Source organism: Ancylobacter sp. TS-1 (genome assembly GCF_009223885.1).
Classification (GTDB): Bacteria; Pseudomonadota; Alphaproteobacteria; order Rhizobiales; family Xanthobacteraceae; genus Ancylobacter.
On the sequence record NZ_CP045144.1, the window covers coordinates 788,389 to 808,887 of the forward strand.

The 20,499-nt window shown below is 68.9% G+C and carries 18 protein-coding genes and 2 tRNA genes; 14 read left to right on the top strand and 6 right to left on the bottom strand.

Features of this window, described 5'->3' with window-relative positions; translation table 11 throughout:
* Window positions 1-3 precede the first annotated feature (3 nt).
* A tRNA-Pro gene (locus GBB76_RS03805) sits at window positions 4-81 on the top strand.
* A 107-nt stretch (window positions 82-188) separates the two neighbouring features.
* Window positions 189-1,676 (top strand): lipopolysaccharide biosynthesis protein, encoded by a 1,488-nt coding sequence (locus GBB76_RS03810; RefSeq protein ID WP_246669031.1) that lies wholly within the window; start codon window positions 189-191, stop codon window positions 1,674-1,676.
* Between the two features lie 18 nt (window positions 1,677-1,694).
* Here GBB76_RS03810 and GBB76_RS03815 read toward each other — a convergent pair whose 3' ends face one another.
* On the bottom strand, window positions 1,695-1,937 hold the full coding sequence (locus tag GBB76_RS03815) for a DUF2842 domain-containing protein (protein WP_152302055.1): 243 nt from the start codon (window positions 1,935-1,937) through the stop codon (window positions 1,695-1,697).
* 155 nt (window positions 1,938-2,092) lie between these two features.
* Here GBB76_RS03815 and GBB76_RS03820 point away from each other — a divergent pair, with 155 nt between their 5' ends.
* Complete coding sequence (locus GBB76_RS03820; protein WP_152302056.1) at window positions 2,093-3,160, top strand: COX15/CtaA family protein; 1,068 nt, start codon at window positions 2,093-2,095, stop codon at window positions 3,158-3,160.
* 94 nt (window positions 3,161-3,254) lie between these two features.
* Here GBB76_RS03820 and uvrA read toward each other — a convergent pair whose 3' ends face one another.
* Window positions 3,255-6,158 carry an excinuclease ABC subunit UvrA gene (uvrA, locus tag GBB76_RS03825; RefSeq protein WP_152302057.1) on the bottom strand — a complete coding sequence of 968 codons (2,904 nt, stop codon included), beginning with the start codon at window positions 6,156-6,158 and terminating at the stop codon, window positions 3,255-3,257.
* A gap of 67 nt (window positions 6,159-6,225) precedes the next feature.
* Window positions 6,226-6,390, bottom strand: coding sequence for a hypothetical protein (locus GBB76_RS18715; protein WP_202911164.1), 165 nt, complete (start codon window positions 6,388-6,390; stop codon window positions 6,226-6,228).
* A gap of 261 nt (window positions 6,391-6,651) precedes the next feature.
* On the opposite strand from GBB76_RS18715, the gene ssb reads away from it, so the two are divergent.
* A complete protein-coding gene (ssb, locus tag GBB76_RS03830) occupies window positions 6,652-7,200 on the top strand; it encodes a single-stranded DNA-binding protein (protein ID WP_152302058.1) in 549 nt (182 codons plus the stop codon).
* Window positions 7,201-7,531: 331 nt separating this feature from the next.
* Window positions 7,532-7,930, top strand: a complete 399-nt coding sequence (locus GBB76_RS03835; RefSeq protein ID WP_152302059.1) for a DUF2306 domain-containing protein — start codon at window positions 7,532-7,534, stop codon at window positions 7,928-7,930.
* A gap of 21 nt (window positions 7,931-7,951) precedes the next feature.
* On the opposite strand, the gene GBB76_RS03840 is transcribed toward GBB76_RS03835, so the two are convergent.
* Complete coding sequence (locus tag GBB76_RS03840; protein WP_152302060.1) at window positions 7,952-8,578, bottom strand: MarC family protein; 627 nt, start codon at window positions 8,576-8,578, stop codon at window positions 7,952-7,954.
* A gap of 377 nt (window positions 8,579-8,955) precedes the next feature.
* On the opposite strand from GBB76_RS03840, the gene gyrA reads away from it, so the two are divergent.
* From gyrA to tgt, 7 genes are all read left to right on the top strand, one after another.
* A complete protein-coding gene (gyrA, locus tag GBB76_RS03845; RefSeq protein WP_152302061.1) occupies window positions 8,956-11,712 on the top strand; it encodes a DNA gyrase subunit A in 2,757 nt (918 codons plus the stop codon).
* A gap of 83 nt (window positions 11,713-11,795) precedes the next feature.
* Entirely contained in the window at window positions 11,796-12,377 is a 582-nt protein-coding gene (locus GBB76_RS03850) for a TIGR00730 family Rossman fold protein (protein WP_152302062.1), read from the top strand.
* A 91-nt stretch (window positions 12,378-12,468) separates the two neighbouring features.
* Entirely contained in the window at window positions 12,469-12,978 is a 510-nt protein-coding gene (coaD, locus tag GBB76_RS03855) for a pantetheine-phosphate adenylyltransferase (protein WP_152302063.1), read from the top strand.
* Between the two features lie 42 nt (window positions 12,979-13,020).
* A complete protein-coding gene (locus GBB76_RS03860; RefSeq protein WP_152302064.1) occupies window positions 13,021-13,578 on the top strand; it encodes a peptidylprolyl isomerase in 558 nt (185 codons plus the stop codon).
* A 45-nt stretch (window positions 13,579-13,623) separates the two neighbouring features.
* Window positions 13,624-14,085, top strand: a complete 462-nt coding sequence (locus GBB76_RS03865; protein ID WP_152302065.1) for a peptidylprolyl isomerase — start codon at window positions 13,624-13,626, stop codon at window positions 14,083-14,085.
* A 125-nt stretch (window positions 14,086-14,210) separates the two neighbouring features.
* Window positions 14,211-15,299 (top strand): tRNA preQ1(34) S-adenosylmethionine ribosyltransferase-isomerase QueA, encoded by a 1,089-nt coding sequence (queA, locus tag GBB76_RS03870; protein ID WP_152302066.1) that lies wholly within the window; start codon window positions 14,211-14,213, stop codon window positions 15,297-15,299.
* Entirely contained in the window at window positions 15,296-16,444 is a 1,149-nt protein-coding gene (gene tgt, locus GBB76_RS03875; protein WP_152302067.1) for a tRNA guanosine(34) transglycosylase Tgt, read from the top strand. Before queA ends, tgt begins: the two co-directional genes overlap by 4 nt.
* A gap of 164 nt (window positions 16,445-16,608) precedes the next feature.
* Here tgt and wrbA read toward each other — a convergent pair whose 3' ends face one another.
* Window positions 16,609-17,208 (bottom strand): NAD(P)H:quinone oxidoreductase, encoded by a 600-nt coding sequence (wrbA, locus tag GBB76_RS03880; RefSeq protein ID WP_152302068.1) that lies wholly within the window; start codon window positions 17,206-17,208, stop codon window positions 16,609-16,611.
* Between the two features lie 272 nt (window positions 17,209-17,480).
* Here wrbA and GBB76_RS03885 point away from each other — a divergent pair, with 272 nt between their 5' ends.
* A complete protein-coding gene (locus GBB76_RS03885; protein ID WP_152302069.1) occupies window positions 17,481-17,885 on the top strand; it encodes a VOC family protein in 405 nt (134 codons plus the stop codon).
* Window positions 17,886-17,922: 37 nt separating this feature from the next.
* Here the strand turns inward: GBB76_RS03885 and GBB76_RS03890 are convergent.
* Window positions 17,923-17,998: transfer RNA gene (locus GBB76_RS03890), tRNA-Lys, on the bottom strand.
* A 295-nt stretch (window positions 17,999-18,293) separates the two neighbouring features.
* On the opposite strand from GBB76_RS03890, the gene GBB76_RS03895 reads away from it, so the two are divergent.
* Entirely contained in the window at window positions 18,294-20,483 is a 2,190-nt protein-coding gene (locus tag GBB76_RS03895; protein ID WP_162375470.1) for a bifunctional diguanylate cyclase/phosphodiesterase, read from the top strand.
* Window positions 20,484-20,499: the final 16 nt, after the last annotated feature.

The window sequence follows — 20,499 nt, forward strand, 5'->3', positions numbered from 1 at the left end:
CGTCGGAGCGTAGCGCAGCCTGGTTAGCGCACTAGTCTGGGGGACTAGGGGTCGGAGGTTCAAATCCTCTCGCTCCGACCATTTTTCCGCCGATCATCCCACCGGCCATTTCCGCAAGCGCCGCGACGGCGTGCGGCTCCCCATCATTCGGCGGGTCTTTAACACGGTGGAAACCATGACGGTGCCTAATGGGCACCATGATGGAGCCGAGCGAGATCCTTGCCCCGAGCGCCGCGCCGTTGCCCGATGAGGGAACGCCGCAGGCCGGGACGATTCCGCCGGACAGCGCCGCCCGCCGCCTGCGCCGCTATCTTCTCGCGCCTCTCTTTGCCGGGCTTCTCGTTGGGGGAATCGTCAGCCTGGTCAGCACCCCGCGCTATCAGTCGCAGGCGCGCATCTGGACCGACAGCCGCAGTTTCGCCGCCGGCCGTGACGGCGTGCAGGTCCTGACCTCGCGCGACTTCGCCCGCCATGTGATCGAGCAGAACCGCCTCACGACGCGGCTGGCGGCGCCGCTGGGTGGCGTCACGGCCGCCCTGTCCGGCGCCGCGCTCCGCGTCGCCGGCTTCTCGGCCAGCCCGCCGCCCGGGCAGGAATCGCGGCAGTCGCTGGCGCTGCGCACCGTCGAGCGCGGCCTGTCCGTCCGCGAGACCGGCGCCGGCCAGATCGCCATCGATTTCATCTCGCCCGACCCGCGCCTTTCGGCCGACGTCGCCAATGCCTTCGCCACCAACTATCTGGAACTGCGCGAGAGCCGCGGGCCGTTCAGCATGGACGCGAACGCCTCCCCGCCGGCGCCGGCGCGCATGCTCGCCTCGGCCGCGCCGGCCATGACGCCGCGCTGGCCGACTCCGCTTGTTTCGAGCCTGACCGCCGGCCTCGGCACCTTCCTGCTCGTCATGGGCTTCCAGGCCTTCGCCCGCCGCCGGACCCGCACCGCCGGACAGGAATTCGGCGCCGTGCCCATGCCGGAAGTGCCGGCCCATGCGATGCAGCACCTGCCGTGGATCGGCGCGGAGAGCGACGACCCGCATCAGAAGGGCACGCTGGCCCGCCGCATGCCGGCGCGCGAGCGCGAACTCGCCGACCTCTCGCGGCTCGTCGAAGTGCGCGGGGCGGCCGCGCGGCTGGTGCTGGTGACCGGCCCGGTCAGCGATGAGGGAATCGCCCGCTGCGCGGTGGCGCTCGGCCGCTCGCTGGCGGCGACCGCCGACCGGCGCATCGTCCTCGTCTGCCTCGAAATGAGCTCGCCGACGCTGGACGGCCTCGCCGGCGATCCGCGTGCGCCGGGCCTGACCGACCTGCTGTTCGGCGTGGCGAGCTTCTCCGACGCCATTCACCGCGAGAGCGCCTCGCGCTGCCATGTGATCCCGCCCGGTCGCGGCGCGCGCGAGGCGGCCGGGCTGGTCGCCGCCGACCGTCTGCCGCTGATTCTCACGGCGCTGACCCAGACCTACGACCACGTTATCGTCGCGGCGCCGCCGCTCGATGGCGTCGAAGGTGCCGGCCGCATCGCCGCGCTCACCCCGACCACCATTCTGGTGACGCGCCCGGGCGGGCTGGCGACCGACGCGGTACAGGCCTTCGATGGGCTGGCGGCGCAGGGCTTCGGCGACATTGCCATGGTGACGTTCACGCCCGAGGCTCCCGCCGGCACCCTGTCGCGCGCGGCGTGAGGGCCGGCGCCCCGCGCCCTACAGCGTCTCCGGGCGGCGGTCGTATTTCAGCATCCAGCGGATGATCCAGGCGGCGGGCACGATCCAGCCTGTGCCGAGGATCACATAGGCCACGAACTGCCAGAAGGCGGGCAGGGTGGTGACGCGGCCCTGCGCCAGCGCCATGGCGCCGAGCGCCCAGAACACCACCAGAACGACGAGCGCCAGCGTGCCGACGAATTTGCGCAGGCGGCCGGTGGGGGCGGGGCGGTTGTCGTTCATGTCGGGCTCCGGCTGGACTCCCCCGGCGCGCGGGACAAAGAGTCTCGTTGCGCGCGGGCGCCCGCCTCTATATCGCTCGCCGCGCCCGGGCGGAAGCCGCCCGGCGCGGGACGGCCGGTGGGGCTGGCGGCCGCCAGTGCAGGGAGCGCAACGCAATGGCCCTCGATCTACCCGCGACGCCGCCGGCCGACGTCGTGTCCTCCACCGCCGACCGTCTGCGCCCGGTACGCCTGTGGCTCTATGCCGTCGCGGCGATGATCGTGCTGATGGTCGTGGTCGGCGGGGCGACCCGACTCACCGAATCCGGCCTCTCCATCACCGAATGGAAGCCCGTCGCCGGCACGCTGCCGCCGCTCTCCGACGCGGCGTGGCAGGCCGAGTTCGACAAGTACCGGCAGATTCCGCAATACCAGCAGGTCAACCGGGGCATGAGCCTCGACGAGTTCAAGTACATCTTCTGGTGGGAATGGGGCCACCGGCTGCTGGGCCGGCTGATCGGCTTCGTCTTCCTGCTGCCCTTCCTGTTCTTCCTCTGGCGCGGACTGATCGACCGCGCACTCGGCTGGAAGCTGTCCGGGCTGTTCGTGCTCGGCGGAATGCAGGGGGCGGTCGGCTGGTGGATGGTCGCCTCGGGGCTGGTGAACCGGGTCGATGTGAGCCAGTACCGGCTCGCCACCCATCTCACGCTCGCCTGCTTCATCCTCGCCGCCACCGTGGCGGTCGCGGTCTCGCTCAAGGCCCCGGCCGAGCGGCGCCCCTCACCGGACTGGCTGCGGGGCTATGCGCGAATCCTGTTCGCGGTCGTGGCTCTGCAGATATTCCTCGGCGGGCTGGTGGCCGGGCTCGACGCGGGGCTGACCTACACGACCTGGCCGCTGATGGACGGGCACATCATCCCGCCAGCGGCCGATCTCTTCGTGCAGCAGCCGGTCTGGCGGAACTTCTTCGAGAACGTGCTCACCGTGCAGTTCAACCACCGGCTCGTGGCCTATCTGCTGCTGGCGCTGGCGCTCGGCCACTGGCTGAGCGCGCGGCGCGTCGGCGGGGCGGTTCGCCGGCGGGCGACGCTGATCCTCGGGCTGGTGTGGGCGCAGGCCTTTCTCGGCGTCTGGACGCTGGTTCACCAGGTGCCGATCGACATCGCGCTGGCGCACCAGTTCGGCGCGACGCTGGTGCTGATCGCGGTGACGGTGAACCTTGTGCGGCTGCACGAGGACGCCTGACGCGGCGCCTATCCTGCGGGCGACGATCCCGGATCGGTCCTGAGGACCGTCCGGGACGACCCTCCCCCGGACGGGTCGAGCCGACCGCGCCTGCCTATTCGGCCGCGCTGCGCGGCTTGAGCGGGCGGCGCGCCAGCACTTCGGCGAGGAAGCGGCCGGTGTGGCTGCGCTCGCTCTTGGCGATCACCTCCGGCGGCCCGGCCGCGACGATTTCGCCGCCGCCGTCGCCGCCCTCGGGGCCGAGGTCGATCACCCAGTCGGCGGTCTTGATGACTTCGAGATTATGCTCGATGACCACCACCGTATTGCCCTGCTCGACCAGTTCGTGCAGGACTTCGAGCAGCTTGGCGACGTCGGCGAAATGCAGGCCGGTGGTTGGCTCGTCGAGGATGTAGAGAGTGCGCCCGGTGGCCCGGCGCGACAGTTCCTTGGAGAGCTTCACCCGCTGCGCCTCGCCGCCCGACAGCGTGTTGGCCTGCTGGCCAACCTTGATGTAGTCGAGCCCGACACGCGAGAGCGTCTCCAGCTTCTCGCGCACCGCCGGCACCGCCTTGAAGAACTCGGCGCCTTCCTCGACCGTCATGTCGAGCACGTCGGCGATCGACTTGCCCTTGAAGGCGACTTCCAGCGTCTCGCGGTTGTAGCGCTTGCCCTTGCAGACGTCGCAGGTGACGTAGACGTCGGGCAGGAAGTGCATCTCGATCTTGATGACGCCGTCGCCCTGGCACGCCTCGCAGCGCCCGCCCTTGACGTTGAACGAGAAGCGCCCCGGCCCGTAGCCGCGCGCCTTGGCCTCCGGCAGGCCGGAGAACCATTCGCGGATCGGCGTGAAGGCGCCGGTATAGGTCGCCGGGTTCGAGCGCGGCGTGCGCCCGATCGGCGACTGGTCGATGTCGATCACCTTGTCGAGGTGCTCCAGCCCCTCCAGCCCGTCATAGGCGAGCGGGGGATCGGAGGCGCCGTTGAGCCGGCGCGCTACGGCGCGGTACAGCGTATCGACCAGCAGGGTCGACTTGCCGCCGCCCGAGACGCCGGTGACGGCGGTGAACAGGCCGAGCGGGATTTCCGCCGTGACGTTCTTCAGGTTGTTGGCGCGCGCGTTGACGACGCGCAGCAGGCGCTTGCGGTCCGGCTTGCGGCGCTTGGGCACCGGCACGGTCAGCTCGCCGGTGAGGTACTTGCCGGTGAGCGAGTTCGGGTTGGCGAGGATCTCGCGCGGGGTGCCCTGGGCGACGATGCGCCCGCCATGCACGCCGGCGCCGGGGCCGACATCCACCACATAGTCGGCGGCGAGGATCGCGTCCTCATCGTGCTCGACCACGATCACCGTGTTGCCGAGGTCGCGCAGCCGCCGCAGCGTCCCGAGCAGGCGCTCATTGTCGCGCTGGTGCAGGCCGATGGAGGGCTCGTCCAGCACGTAGAGCACGCCGGTCAGCCCCGAACCGATCTGCGAGGCGAGGCGGATGCGCTGACTCTCACCGCCCGACAGCGTGCCGGAGGAGCGCGCCAGCGTGAGATAGTCGAGCCCGACATCGAGCAGGAAGGCGAGGCGCTCGCGGATCTCCTTGAGGATGCGCGCGGCGATCTCGTTCTGCTTGTCGGTGAGCTGGGCGGGAAGCTGCGCGAACCAGTCCAGCGCCGTGCGCACGGAAAGCTGCGCGGCTAGCCCGATATGGCTGCCGGCGATCTTCACCGCCAGCGCCTCGGGCTTGAGCCGATAGCCGTGGCAGGCGGCGCAGGGAACGGCGGAGAAATACTTGCCGATCTCCTCGCGGGCCCAGTCGCTCTCGGTCTCGCGCCAGCGGCGCTCCAGATTGGTGACGATGCCTTCGAAGGTCTTCACCGTCTCATAGGCGCGCATGCCGTCGTCATAGACGAAGCGGATCGTCTCCGCCTTGGAGCCGTTGAGGATGACGTCCTGCACCTTTTCCGGCAGGTCGGCCCACGGCACGGTGAGCTTGACGCCGTAATGGCGGGCGATGGCGTCCAGCGTCTGGCCGTAATAGGGCGAGGTCGACTTCGCCCAGGGCGCGATGGCGCCCTGCTTCAGCGTGCGGGACTTGTCCGGCACGATGAGGTTCGGGTCGATCTTGCTCTCATGGCCGAGCCCGTCGCAGGTCGGGCAGGCGCCGAACGGGTTGTTGAAGGAGAACAGGCGCGGTTCGATCTCGGCGATGGTGAAGCCGGAGACCGGACAGGCGAACTTCTCCGAGAACACGATGCGGCGCGCCTCGCCGTCCTCGTCCTTCTCGTCGGCGAACTCGATCACCGCGATGCCGTCGGCAAGGCCGAGCGCGGTCTCGAAGGAATCCGCCAGCCGGCTGGCGATGTCGGGCCGCACGACGAGGCGGTCCACCACCACGTCGATGTCGTGCTTGAACTTCTTGTCGAGCGCGGGCGCCTCGGCGATCTCGTGGAACTCGCCGTCCACCTTGACGCGCTGGAAGCCCTTCTTCTGAAACTCGGCAAGTTCCTTGCGGTACTCGCCCTTGCGCCCGCGCACCACGGGGGCGAGCAGATAGAGGCGGGTCTTTTCCGGCAGGGCGAGCACGCGGTCGACCATCTGGCTGACCGTCTGGCTCTCGATCGGCAGGCCGGTGGCGGGCGAGTAGGGGATGCCCACGCGCGCCCACAGCAGGCGCATATAGTCGTAGATCTCGGTGACGGTGCCGACCGTCGAGCGCGGATTCTTCGAGGTGGTCTTCTGCTCGATGGAGATGGCCGGCGACAGGCCGTCGATCTGGTCGACGTCCGGCTTCTGCATCATCTCCAGGAACTGGCGCGCATAGGCCGAAAGGCTCTCGACATAGCGCCGCTGGCCCTCGGCATAGATGGTGTCGAAGGCAAGCGACGACTTGCCCGAACCCGACAGGCCCGTGAACACGACGAGGCTGTCGCGCGGGATTTCGAGATCGACATTCTTGAGATTGTGCTCGCGGGCGCCGCGTATCGTAATCGAACGGGCATCGCGGCGCGGCGGGTCCACGCGGTCCTTCATTCCGGTCTCATCTTGACGGGCTGTGCCAGAAACATATCGCGGGGGCGGCCGCCCGTCCCGACGAAACTCAGATGCCGGCGCCCTTCAGCGCGAGGGCGGCGAGCGCGGCGGCCGCGATCATGCCGCCGGTTACGGCGAGCAGGGCGCGCCGGATCAGCGCCTGGCGCGCATCCTCGGCACGCAGGGCAATGGCGGTGGCGCGGGCGCGCCGGCGGTTACGCGGATCATTCATGACGGGAACACTCCCTGCGGCATTCACAGCGTTAACATAGTGCTGGTCTCCGCCACTGCAACGAGCGACTCATCGTCTTGCGTCAAACTAGCCATAATGTTAGGAACATAACAAGAACGATCTTGCATGGCATGACCCGGCGCCCCCGCCTAAATGTGGACAGGCGGGCCGGTGGGGGCGCATGGCGCCGGCGCCTGGGCTAAGATAGCGGCTTGAACGACGCGCGCGCGCCGCCGCGGGCGTCCCTTATCGGAGGACAATATGGCGGGCAGCGTCAACAAGGTTATCCTGATCGGCAATCTCGGGCGCGACCCCGAGGTGCGTACCTTCCAGAATGGCGGGCGGGTGTGCAATCTGCGCATCGCCACCTCGGAAACCTGGCGCGACAAGGCCACCGGCGAGCGCAAGGAGCGCACCGAGTGGCACAGCGTGGTGATCTTCAACGAGAACCTGCTGCGCGTGGCCGAGCAGTATCTGCGCAAGGGCACCAAGGTCTACATCGAGGGCCAGATCGAGACCCGCAAGGCTACCGACCAGAATGGCGGCGAGCGCTATTTCACCGAGGTCGTGCTGCGCCCGTTCCGGGGCGAGCTGACCATTCTCGACAGCCGCAGCGGCGGCTCCGAGGGCGGTGGCGGCGGCGACGACTACAGCGCGGGCAGCGATTTCGGCTCCGGCTCCGGCAGCAGCTTCGGCGGCGGCTCGGCCTCGCGCGCCTCGGGCGGCGAGCGCAAGCCTGCCCCCGCGAGCGGTGGTGGTGGCGGTGGCAAGTTCGGGGGCGGGGACCTCGACGACGAGATCCCGTTCTGACGCAGGCATCGGCGGCGGCCGCGCCGCCGGCCTGATGGCTTCGGGAGCCCCAGCCGGTGCAAGGTGCGACGGCTCCCCGGGATCGGGCAGGGATCGGCAGGATCGGGTAACCGTCCGGCCGTCGACGCCTCGGGTGGGCGCGCGCCGGGGCCGGGCGACGGTTCGGACCGGATCGTGCCGTGGGAACTGGCCGGCGGAGAGGCTTCCTCGAGCGTGGAACCGCTGGCTTCTTGAGCGGTGCGCTTCGTGCCCTTGGGTCTGTCGGCGAGCGCCCCGCCGGAGAGTCCGGGTATGTCGCCACTCCGCGCCGGGTCGGCGAAGGATGCCGTGGATGAACCTTGCACCCCTGCTCGACGCCTCGCCCGCCATCCGGCTCCACACCTTCGTCGCCGTCGCCGCTCTGGCCCTGGGGGCCGTCCAGTTCGCCGCGCCCAAGGGCACGCTGCCGCATCGCTCCCTCGGCTGGATCTGGGCGGCGCTGATGGCGGCGGTGGCGGTCTCGTCCTTCTGGATCCACGGGATGCGCTGGATCGGCCCGTTCGGCCCCATCCACCTGCTCTCGCTCTTCGTGCTCTGGGCGCTGCCCATGGCGCTGTGGCGCGCCCATCGCCACGAGGCGAGGCTCCATGCTAAGGGGATGACCGGCCTGTTCTACGGCGGGCTGGTGCTGGCCGGGCTGTTCACGCTCTGGCCCGGCCGGATCCTGCATCAGGTCGTGTTCGGCAACTGAGCCGGCATGAGCGGCGGTCCCTCAGCCGAGAAACGACGCCCTGATCCCGTCGATGACGAACTGCACCGCCAGCGCCGCCAGCACGATGCCAAGCAGGCGCGACAGGATGACGTTGCCGGTGACGCCGAGCAGCTTGTCGGTGCGCTCCGCCAGCAGGAAGACGCCGAGGCAGCTCCCGATCACCAGCACGGTGATGAGGAACAGCAGCGCCAGCCGCGCCGGATCGCCATGTGCCTCGCCGGCCAGCAGCAGCATGGCGGTGATCGCGCCCGGTCCCGCCATCAGCGGAATCGCCAGCGGGAAGACGGCCAGCGTGCGCAGCAGCTTCTCGCGCTGGGCGACCTCGGAGGCGTCGAACTTGCGCTCGGTGCGGCGGCCGAACACCATCTCGAAGGAAATGGTGAACAGCAGCAGCCCGCCCGCGATGCGGAAGGCGGGCAGGGTGATGCCGAGCGCGGCGAGCAGCGGCGCCCCCACCAGCCCGAACACCACGAGGATCGCCAGCGCGATGCCGGCCGAGCGCAGGGCGACGAGCCGGCGCTCCTGCGCGGTCAGGTCGGTGGTGACGGCGAGGAACAGCGGCGCGAGACCGATCGGATCGATGACGACCGCCATCGTCACCACGGCGGAGAACAGGTAGTCGAGCACGTTCCAGCCCCATCGCGCGCCTTGCGCGTCCCGTCGCGGCCGGGAGGGCCGCCCCATCCGCCTATAAGACCGCGCGCCGCCGGAACTGCCAAGCGGCACCCCGACGTCACGTTATGCAGATGCCCGCAGTGCGAGAGGGGCCGGCCGTCTTCCGCCCGGAAGGGCGGTTCCGGGCCGTGCCGAGGCCTGTTCCGCACCGGCATCGGGGTCCTTTGCGCCACGCTTCCGCCACGATCCGCGACGCTTGTGGAAACGTGGCTGTAATACTTTGTTATTGCTAGTCTTTTCGCGACCGTCAAAACGCGGCCGAACTGGCGTCGCAAACCGGAATCGGCTACACAGGAGCACCTGTTCCGCAACCACGGAAAGTCGAATCCTTGTCCGATTCCGATACGTTAAAGCCGGAGGGCGGCGGTCCTTCGGACATCCGGCCCGTCTCGATTACCGAAGAATTGTCGCGCAGCTATCTCGACTACGCGATGAGCGTGATCGTCTCGCGCGCTCTGCCCGACGTGCGCGACGGCCTCAAGCCGGTGCATCGCCGCATCCTGTTCTCGATGCGCGAGAACAATTACACGCCTGACCGGCCCTACAACAAATCCGCCCGCGTCACCGGCGACACGATGGGCAAGTACCATCCGCACGGCAACCAGGCGATCTACGACGCGCTGGTGCGTCTGGCGCAGGACTTCTCCATGCGCCTGCCGCTGATCGACGGGCAGGGCAATTTCGGCTCCGTCGACGGCGACCCTCCGGCGGCCGAGCGCTACACCGAAGTCCGCCTCGCCAAGCCGGCGATGAATCTGCTGGACGATCTCGACAAGGACACGGTCGACTTCCAGGACAATTATGACGGGCGCGAGCAGGAGCCGACGGTTCTCCCCGCCCGCTTCCCGAACCTGCTGGTCAACGGCGCCGGCGGCATCGCGGTCGGCATGGCGACCAACATCCCGCCGCACAATCTCGGCGAGGTGGTGGATGCCTGCGTCGCGCTGATCGACGACCCGGCGCTCGATGTCGAGCGGCTGCTCGACTACATCCACGGCCCCGATTTCCCGACCGGCGCGCTCATCCTCGGCCGCAGCGGCATCCGCCAGGCCTACCTCACCGGGCGCGGCTCCATCGTCATGCGCTCGCGCGCGGTCATCGAGGAGATCCGCAAGGACCGCGACGCCATCATCGTCACCGAGATTCCCTATCAGGTGAACAAGGCGACGATGATCGAGCGCATCGCCGAGCTGGTGCGCGAGAAGCGCCTCGAGGGCATCGCCGAGATCCGCGACGAAAGCTCGCGCGAGGGCATGCGCGTGGTCTTCGAGATCAAGCGCGATTCCCAGGCCGACGTCGTGCTGAACAACCTCTACCGCATGACGGCGCTGCAGACCTCCTTCGGCGCCAACATGGTGGCGCTCAACGGCGGCAAGCCGGCGCTGATGACGCTTCTCGACCTGCTGACGGCCTTCGTCGCCTTCCGCGAGGAGGTTGTTAGCCGGCGCACCAAATTCCTGCTGCGCAAGGCGCGCGACCGTGCCCATGTCCTGGTCGGCCTCGCCATCGCGGTGGCGAACATTGACGAGGTGATCCACACCATCCGCACGTCGCCAGACCCCGCGACCGCGCGCGACGCGCTGATGACGCGGCACTGGCCGGCGCTGGACGTCGCCCCGCTGATCGCGCTGATCGACGATCCGCGCCATCTGCTCGGGCCGGACGACACCTACCGGCTGTCGCTGGAACAGGCCCGCGCCATCCTCGACCTGCGCCTACAGCGCCTCACAGCACTGGGCCGCGACGAGGTGGCCGACGAACTCGACAAGATCGCGGTCGAGATCCGCGAGTATCTCGACATCCTCGCCAGCCGCGAGCGCATCCGCACTATCGTCAAGGACGAGCTGCTGGCGGTGAAGGCCGAGTTCGGCACGCCGCGCAAGACCGAGATCGCCGAGGCCGAGGGCGATTTCGAGGATGAGGACCTGATCGCCCGCGAAGACATGGTCGTGACCGTGTCCCACACCGGCTATGTGAAGCGCGTTCCGCTCTCCACCTACCGGGCGCAGCGACGCGGCGGCAAGGGCCGCTCGGCGATGCAGACCAAGGACGAGGATTTCGTCACCCGCCTGTTCGTCGCCTCCACCCATGCCCCGGTGCTGTTCTTCTCCTCCAAGGGGCAGGTCTACAAGCTCAAGGTCTGGCGCCTGCCGATGGCCGCCCCGCAATCGCGCGGCAAGGCGCTGGTCAACATCCTGCCGCTGACCGAGGGCGAGCGCATAACCTCCATCATGGCGCTGCCGGACGAGGAGACGTGGAGCCGGCTACAGATCATGTTCGCCACCACCGGCGGCACGGTGCGGCGCAACGAGCTTTCCGACTTCACCAATGTGAACCGGAACGGCAAGATCGCGATGAAGCTGGAGGAGGGCGAGTCCATCGCCGATGTCCAGCTCTGCACCGAGAGCGACGACGTCCTGCTGACCAGTGCCAACGGCCAGTGCATCCGCTTCCCCGTCACCGAGGTCCGCGTCTTCAAGGGCCGCGATTCGATGGGCGTGCGCGGCATCCAGCTCGAGGATGGCGACAAGCTGATCTCGATGGCGATCATCCGCCATCTCGACGCCACCTCCGGCGAGCGCACCGAATACATCAAGCGCGCCAATGCCGTCCGCCGCGCCCAGGGCGGCGGCGAGGGAGAGGACGTCACCGACATGGAGGTCGAGGACGTGATCGAGGAGGTCGAGGCCGGCGTGCCGGCGACGGCCTTCGACCAGTCCCGCTACGTCGCCATGAGCGCCGCCGAGCAGTTCATCCTCACCCTGTCGGAGAACGGCTACGGCAAGCGCACCTCGTCCTTCGAGTACCGCACCACGCGGCGCGGCGGAAAGGGCATCGTCGCCATGGCGGTGAACGAGCGCAACGGACCGCTGATCGCCTCCTTCCCGGTGGAGGAAGCCGACCAGATCATGCTCGTCACCGATGGCGGCCAGCTTATCCGCTGCCCGGTCAACGGCATCCGCATCGTCGGCCGCGGCAGCCAGGGTGTGATCGTGTTCGACACCGCCGATGACGAGAAGGTCGTCTCGGTCGAGCGCGTCACCGAGGAAGACGGCGAGGACGGCGGAGAGGAAGCGGCGGACTGATCCGCCGCCCCCGCTCCTTCCCCCGCGAATGAACGGCGCCGGTGACGGCGCCGTTTTCATGCCGCCCGCCAGCGAGGTGAAACATGCGACGTATCTGCGTCTTTCTCGGCTCCAATGCCGGCCGCCGGCCGGAATACCGCCAGGCCGCGCTCGATTTCGGCCGGCTGCTGGCCCGTGAGCGCATCGGCCTCGTCTATGGCGGCGCCTCGGTCGGGCTGATGGGCGCGCTGGCCGACGCCGCGCTCGCCGCCGGCGGCGAGGTGATCGGCGTCATTCCGCAGCGCCTTGTCGACAAGGAGGTCGCCCATCTCGGCCTGTCGGATTTGCGCGTGGTCGGCTCCATGCACGAGCGCAAGGCGCTGATGGCGAGCCTCGCCGACGCCTTCGTCGCCCTGCCGGGCGGCATCGGCACGCTGGAGGAACTGTTCGAGGTGTGGACCTGGGCGCAGCTCGGCAGCCATGAGAAGCCCTGCGCCGTTCTCGACGTCGCCGGCTACTACCGCCCGCTGCTGCGCTTCGTCGACCATGCGGTGGAAGAGGGCTTCATGCGCGCCGCCCACCGCGACATGCTGCTGGTGGCGGATGACCCCGAGGCGCTGCTTGCCGGGCTTAGGGACTATCGCGCGCCGCAGGTGACGAAATGGATCGACCGCGCCGAGCGGTAGCCGATGACGTCGCGGGAGGCATGGGCCGCCCGTTGCGCTTGCGTCGACGGCGGGAGGTCGCTAACGCTTGCCCCGCATCGAGAGGCACCGCATGAGCGCAACGCGCACCGCCTTCTATCCCGGCTCGTTCGATCCGCCGACCAACGGCCATGTCGAGGTCGCGCGCGCGGCCGCGCGGCTGGTCGACCGGCTGGTGGTGGGGGTGGGCGTCCATCCCGGCAAGACGCCGCTGTTTCCCGCCGCCGAGCGGCTCGACATGCTGCGCGAGGTGTTCGAGCCGATCGCCCGCGCGGAGGGTGCCGCGCTCGCCTGCGTGACCTTCGACAATCTGGTGGTCGATGCCGCCGAGGCGCAGGGCGCCAGCCTGCTGATCCGGGGCCTGCGCGACGGCACCGACCTCGACTACGAGATGCAGATGGCCGGCATGAACGCGGTGCTGAAGCCCCGTGTGCAGACGGTTTTTCTGCCGGCCTCGCCCATCGCCCGCCCCATCACCGCCACTCTGGTCAGGCAGATCGCCGCCATGGGCGGCGACGTTTCCGCCTTCGTTCCGCCCGCCGTGCTCGCCCGCCTGCGGGGCCGGTTCGGACGCAACGGCTAGCGGCGGGCCGCGACCCGCCATCGCTCAACGGAGTTCCATTCGATGATCCGAACCCTGATCGCCGCCTTCGCCCTCATGGGCGCGCTGGTGCTGCCCGCGGCGGCCCAGCAGGCCCCCAAGCTGCCGCCGAACGTCGATCCGCAGAACGCCATCATCATGCAGACCACCAAGGGCCCGGTGGTGTTCGTGCTGCGCACCGATCTCGCCCCGCAGCATGCCGAGCGCATCAAGACGCTCGCGCGCGAGGGCTATTACGACAACGTGCCGTTCCATCGCGTCATCGAGGGCTTCATGGCCCAGACCGGCGACGGCCAGTACGGCAACGGCACCGGCGGCTCCCGCTACCCGAACCTGCCGGCCGAGTTCTCGAGCGTTCCCTTCAAGCGTGGCACGGTGGGCATGGCCCGCTCCTCGGCCCCGAACAGCGCCAACTCGCAGTTTTTCATCACCTTCGGCGACGCCTCCTTCCTGAACGGCCAGTACACCGTCATCGGTCAGGTCGTTTCCGGCATGGAGAATGTCGACAAGATCAAGCGCGGCGAACCTGTCCAGAACCCGGACAAGATCCTCTCGATGAAGGTCGCCTCCGACGTGAAGTGACCGGCACCCGCCACGCCCTTTCGTGAATTTTTGAAGGAGACCACAATGTCCGATACCGCCAATTTCCTGCTGCTCGAGACGACGCAGGGCCCGGTCAAGATCCGCTTCCGCTCCGACCTCGCGCCGAACCACGTCGCGCGCATCGCCGAACTGGCGACCGAGGGCTTCTACAACAACGTGCCGTTCCACCGCGTCATCGAGGGCTTCATGGCCCAGACCGGCGACGGCCAGTTCGGCAACGGCACCGGCGGCTCCGGCAAGAAGCTGAAGGCCGAGTTCAACAAGGGCCGCCACGTGCGCGGTACCGCCTCGATGGCCCGCGCCCAGCACCCCGATTCCGGCGACAGCCAGTTCTTCATCTGCTTCGGCGACGCCTCCTTCCTCGACGGCCAGTACACCGTGTGGGGCGAGGTCGTGGAAGGCATGGAGAATGTCGACAAGATCAAGCGCGGCGAGCCGGTGTCGAACCCCGACAAGATCGTCAAGGCGAGCGTCTCCGCCGCCTGATCGACTTTCCTGTAGACGTGGCGTCATCCCGGAACGGCCGCGAGGCCGTCTCCGGGATCGTCTTATAAAGGGGAGCCCGATCCCGGTGCGCCGCCGCGCGGCGCCCGGGATGACGGCGAAAGACCATGCGTGTCGACCTGTTCGATTTCGAGCTTCCGCCCGAGTGCATCGCGCTGCGGCCGGTCTCGCCGCGCGATGCCGCCCGCATGCTCGTCGTGCGGCCGGAGGGTACGCCCGAGCTTGCCGACGCCCATGTGCGCGACCTGCCGGAGCTTCTCCAGCCCGGCGACGCGCTGGTGGTGAACGACACCCGCGTCGTGCCGGCCCGGCTCGACGGGGTGCGCCGGCGCGTCTCCTCGCAGGGCGGGGGCGTGCAGGTCGAGGCCATGCTGCACAAGCGCGTCGGCCCCGATCTCTGGCTTGCCTTCGCGCGGCCGGGCAAGCGCCTCGCCACCGGCGACACGGTCGAGTTCGCGGGTTCCGAGGCCGGAGCCCCCCGGCTTGCCGCCCGCGTCGAGGGGAAGGGCGAGGGCGGGGAGGTCACTCTGCGCTTCGACCTCGCCGGCGCCGATCTCGACGCCGCCATCGCTGCCATCGGCCATGTCCCGCTGCCGCCCTACATCGCCGCCAAGCGGACCGAGGACGCGCGCGACCGCGCCGATTACCAGACCATGTTCGCCGCCCATGAGGGATCGGTCGCCGCACCGACGGCGGGGCTGCACTTCACGCCCGGCCTGATCGAGCGCCTCGCCGCGCGCGGCATCGAGACCCATCGCGTGACGCTGCATGTCGGCGCCGGCACCTTCCTGCCGGTGAAGGCCGACGACACCGCCGATCACCGCATGCATGCGGAATGGGGCGAGGTGTCCGCCGACACCGCGGCGGCGCTGAACGCGGTGAAGGCGCGCGGCGGGCGCGTTGTCACCATCGGCACGACGGCGACGCGGCTCATCGAGAGCGCGGCGTCGGAGGACGGCCGGCTGGCGGCCTGGCGCGGCGAGACCGACATCTTCATCACGCCCGGCACGCGTTTCCGCTTCATCGGCGGCATGCTCACCAATTTCCACCTGCCGCGCTCGACGCTGGTCATGCTGGTAGCGGCCTTTGTCGGGCACGAGACGCAGAAGCGCGCCTACGCTCACGCGATCGCCAGCGGCTACCGTTTCTATTCCTATGGCGACGCCTGCCTTTTGCTGCCAAAAGCCCCGGCATGACCGACGAACTGCATCCCCGCGACTTCCATTACCGCCTGAACGCCACCGACGGGGCCGCCCGCCTCGGCGAGGTCGTCACCCCGCGCGGCGTGGTGCGCACGCCCGCCTTCATGCCGGTCGGGACCGCCGGCACGGTCAAGGGCATGTATCCCGAGCAGGTGCGCGACCTCGGCGCCGATATCCTGCTCGGCAACACCTATCATCTGATGCTGCGTCCCGGCGCGGAACGGGTAGACCGGCTCGGCGGGCTGCACGCGCTGATGCGCTGGCCGCACCCGATCCTGACCGATTCCGGCGGCTTCCAGGTCATGTCGCTCGCGGCGCTCCGCAAGATGAGCGAGAAGGGCGTGACCTTCCGCTCGCATATTGACGGCGCCTACTACGAACTGACCCCGGAGCGTTCGGTCGAGATACAGGGCCTGCTCGGCTCCGACATCCAGATGCAACTGGATGAGTGCGTGCGCCTGCCGGCCTCAAAGGAGGAGATCGCCCGCGCGCTGAACCTCTCGCTGCGCTGGGCCAAGCGCTCGAAGAAGGCGTTCGAGGCGCAACCGAAGGGCAGGGCGCTGTTCGGCATCGTGCAGGGCGGCGACGACGCGGCGCTGCGCGAGGAATCCGCGCGCGGGCTCGTCGATATCGACTTCCCCGGCTATTCCATCGGCGGCCTCGCGGTCGGCGAGCCGCAGGCGGTGATGCTGGCCATGCTGGAAGTGGTGACGCCGATCCTCCCGGTGGACAAGCCGCGCTACCTCATGGGCGTCGGCACCCCCGACGACATCATCGAGAGCGTGGCACGCGGTGTCGACATGTTCGATTGCGTGATGCCGACGCGGGCCGGCCGCCACGCGCAGGCCTTCACCCGCTTCGGCAAGATCAACCTGAAGAACGCCCGCCACGCCGACGACCCGCGCCCGCTCGACGAGGAAAGCGACTGCCCGGCGGCGCGGGACTATTCGCGCGCCTATCTCCACCACCTCGTGCGCTGCGACGAGATGCTGGGCTCGATGCTGCTGACCTGGGTGAACCTTGCCTATTACCAGAGCCTGATGGCCGGCATCCGCGCCGCCATCGCCGAGGGGCGTTTCGACGCGTTCAAGGCCGAGGTCAAGGAAGGCTGGGCGCGCGGGGATATCCCGGCGCGGTGAGGGAAAAGCGTCATCCCGGACGCGCCAAGGGCGCGATCCGGGATCGCATGCCGAAGGAGATGCGCCCGGCCGCGGACGATCCCGGCTCTGCGCTTCGCTTCGGCCGGGATGACGCCTGAAACAGCTGCGCCCGGCACCAGACCGGGCGCAGCCGTCTTCCATAATCACACAGCCAGCTTGCCGGCGATGGTCGCCACGTGCTTGCCCTGGAAACGGGCGCCGTCCAGCTCGACCTTGGAGGGCTGGCGCGAGCCGTCGCCGTCGGTGATGGTCGAAGCACCGTAGGGCGAGCCGCCCTTGATCTCGTCGACGCCGGTCTGGCCCTGGAAGGCGTAGGGCAGGCCGACCACCACCATGCCGTGATGGAGCAGCGTCGGGATGAAGCCGAGAATGGTGGACTCCTGGCCGCCATGCTGGGTGGCGGACGAGGTGAACACCGAGCCGACCTTGCCGACCAGAGCGCCGGTGAACCACAGGCCGCCGGTCTGGTCGATGAAGCTGCGCATCTGCGAGGCGACCGTGCCGAAGCGGGTGCCGGCGCCGAAGATGATGGCGTCGTAATTCTTCAGTTCGTCGACGGTGGCGACGGGCGCCGCCTGATCGAGCTTGAAGTGATTGGCGCGGGCGACCTCTTCCGGCACCGTCTCGGGCACGCGCTTGACGTCGACCGTGGCGCCGGCCTCGCGGGCACCTTCGGCGACGGCATTGGCCATGGCTTCGATGTGGCCATAGGCGGAATGGTAGAGCACGAGAACTTTGGCCATGACGGCAACTCCTTCAACGGCTTGCGGGACGCGGCAGCGGTCCGCATGAATGTTGTCGGGGAAGCTAGTAGCCGTTCCCGTGCATCGGAAGCGGTATGATCGACAGGGTGTTCTTGCGAAATTGCAATTCGCCTAAGCGACGCCTTGGCACGGATGGATACGGGCACGCATCCGCGGCTAAGATGCGGAAATCATGAGACCGGCCGGCACGTCGCCTTCGGCGCGCCGGGTCTCCCAGAACAATGCCGCCCAAGGAAACAGAGAGCCCCGCCATGCTGAAGGTCAACGCGTTCGATCACCTCGTCCTCAATGTCCGCGACGTCGAGGTGGCGGCGGAATGGTACGCCCGGGTGCTGGGGATGACACGACTCGACAGCGTGCCGAAGCAGGGCGGGCCCGTGCGGACCAGCATGATGTTCGGGCGCAACAAGATCAATCTGCGCCCCATCTCCGTTTCGCCGGAGGTCTGGTTCACCGGGCTGAGCCCGCAGCCGGGAAGCGACGACATCTGCTTCCTGACCGACATCGGCCCGGAGGAGGTCTTCGCCCATTTCGGGCGATGCGGCGTCGCCATCGAACTCGGCCCGGTCGTCAAGCCGGGCGCGCAGGGCGACATCCAGTCGGTCTATGTGCGCGACCCCGACGGCAACCTGATCGAGGTCTCGTCCTATAGCTGACGGAAGGCGGCGCAGCATCGGATACCGGCCGAATTCGTGGTGAGCCCGCTGGGACTCGAACCCAGGACCCCATGATTAAAAGTCACGTGCTCTACCGGCTGAGCTACGGGCTCCCACGGGACGGGGCTTAAGGGTTTCGCTCTCCGATGGCAAGCCGGTCGCCCGGCTTGCTCCACCGCGCGGACCCGGGCGCGGATGTGCCGACGCGGCCGCGGGATTCCAGCTTCCGGTCCAACGGGAAACCGGGTACTCCTATACGCAAGGAAACACAGGACGTCCGCCTCGCGCTTGGCGGCCGCCAGCCCTGCGGCGCTGGTGGGCAGGGCTGGAGCCGAGGCAGGGCCTTCGTTTCTCCTCCCGGCAGGGTGAGCGGGCGGAGGTATGCGTGAGGTGATGCAGGACAACGGAGTGTCGAGCCGTCTGCTGTCGGTGATGAGTTCCTTCATCGCCGGCATGAGCGGGCATGGCGACTGGCCGCGCGACATTGCCGCCTCGTTTGCCCGTCTCGGCACCGAGCTGAAGCTCAGCCGCGTGGCTCTCTTCGAAGTCCACAATGCCCACACGCCGGGGCTTTTCGTCACCTGCCGGATCGACTGGGCACGGCCGGGCCTGTCGTCGCTGGCCGACAACTGCCATCCCCCGGTCCGGGTCGCCGAGGCCGATGCGCTCCAGCGCGAATGGGCCGAGCGCCGCACACGCGGCGAGGTGATCGAGGGTCGCACGCGCGACCTCCAAGGCTATCTCCGCGCCTATTTCCATGCCGCCGACATCGTCAGCTTCTATACCGTGCCGGTAATGGTGGACGGGCGCTGGTGGGGCCATTTCTGCGTCGCCTCCGACGACCTGGAGAAGGTCTGGAGCCCCGAGGAGCGAGCGGCGTTCCAGGCGCTGGCCGAACTCTGCGCGCTCGCGGTGGAGCGCTCGCGGGCGGGGCGCGCGCTCAGCGAGGCGACGCGGCTCGCCATGCTCGTCGCTGCGCTCGACGCCATCGTCACCATCGACGAAGCCGGCCAGATCGTCGACTTCAACCCCGCCGCCGAGGCGATGTTCGGCCGTACGCGCACCGCGATCCTCGGGCGCCTGCTCGGCGACACCATCGTGCCGGCGCGCCACCGGCAGGCGCATGAAGCCGGCATGAGCCGTTACCTCACCGGCGCGCACCCGAGCATTCTCGGACGCCGCATCGAGATCGAAGGCTGCGCCAGCGACGGGCGGATCTTCCCGATCGAACTGACCGTCACCGAGATCCGCACCGACCAGCGCCGGCTTTTCACGGCCTATATCCGCGACATCTCCGACCGCATCCGGGCCAAGGAGGCGCTGGAGCGGCTGGCCTATACCGACACGGTGACGTCGCTTCCCAACCGCGCCGGCGTGGTGCGCGAGGTGCAGGCCCGCGCCGACATGCCGAGAGGGGCGCTGGTGCTGCGGCTGCCCGATCTCGGCATCCTGTCGGCCAGCCTCGGCGAGGAATTCATCCGGCCCCTCGTCGTCGCCGTCGCGGAAAGGCTGCGTGGGTGCCTGCAGCCGGAAACCCTGCTGGCCCGCACCTCGGAGAGCGAGTTCGCCGTCATTCTCGACCGCCTGACCGTTCCCGAGGCGCTCGCGGCGGAACTGGAAGTGCCGTTCCATACGCCGATCGAGGTGGAGGGCCGGCGCTTCTATCTCGACACCAGCATCGGCTTCGCGACCGGGACCGGCGCCATCGAGCAGACCCTGCGCGACGCCGAGATGGCCTCGCGCGCCGGGCGCGCCGGGCGCTGGCGCGTCTTCGACGAATCGCTGCGCGCCGACCACCAGCAGAGGCTGGCGCTGGAGATCGCGCTGCGCGAGGCGGTGATGTCGGGCACGGACGAGATCTTCGCGGTGTTCCAGCCCATCGTCGACTGCCGCACCCGCGCGGTCGCGGGCTTCGAGGCGCTGGCGCGCTGGACCCATCCGCGCCTCGGACCGCTGCCGCCCAGCGATTTCATCCCGCTCGCCGAGGCCGTCGGGCTGATGGACCCTCTCGGCGACATCATCCTCGAACAGGCGGCGCGGGCCTGCGCGAGCTGGAACGCCGGCCGCGCCGCGGATGAGACTCCGCTCTATGTCTCGGTGAATCTCGCCGCGCCGCAGGTGGCCGCACCGGATCTGGTCGCGCGCATCACCGCGCTGCTGGCGCGCCATGATCTGTCTGGTGCCGCGCTGCGCATCGAGATCACCGAGAGCATGCTCATGCTGCAACCGGCAACGGCCTCGAACGTCATCCAGCAGCTCAAGGCGCTGGGCTGCACGGTCGCCATCGACGATTTCGGCACCGGCTATTCCAGCTTCAGCTACCTCCAGCAATTGCCGGCGGACGTGCTGAAGATCGACCGCTCCTTCGTGCGCGACTTCGAGCAGGACGAGCGGGCGCGCAAGATCGTCGCCGTCATGGTGGAACTGGCCCACGCACTCGGCATGTCCGTTGTCGCCGAGGGCATCGAGACGGCGGAAACGCTGGATGCCGTCGAAGGGCTCGGCTGCGATTTCGTCCAGGGCTTCCTGACCGGGCGGCCGATGCCGCTGGACAATGCGCTGGCGCTGATCGCTCCTCCCGGCCCGGACGGCGCCTGACGTCGGTCCATCCGGA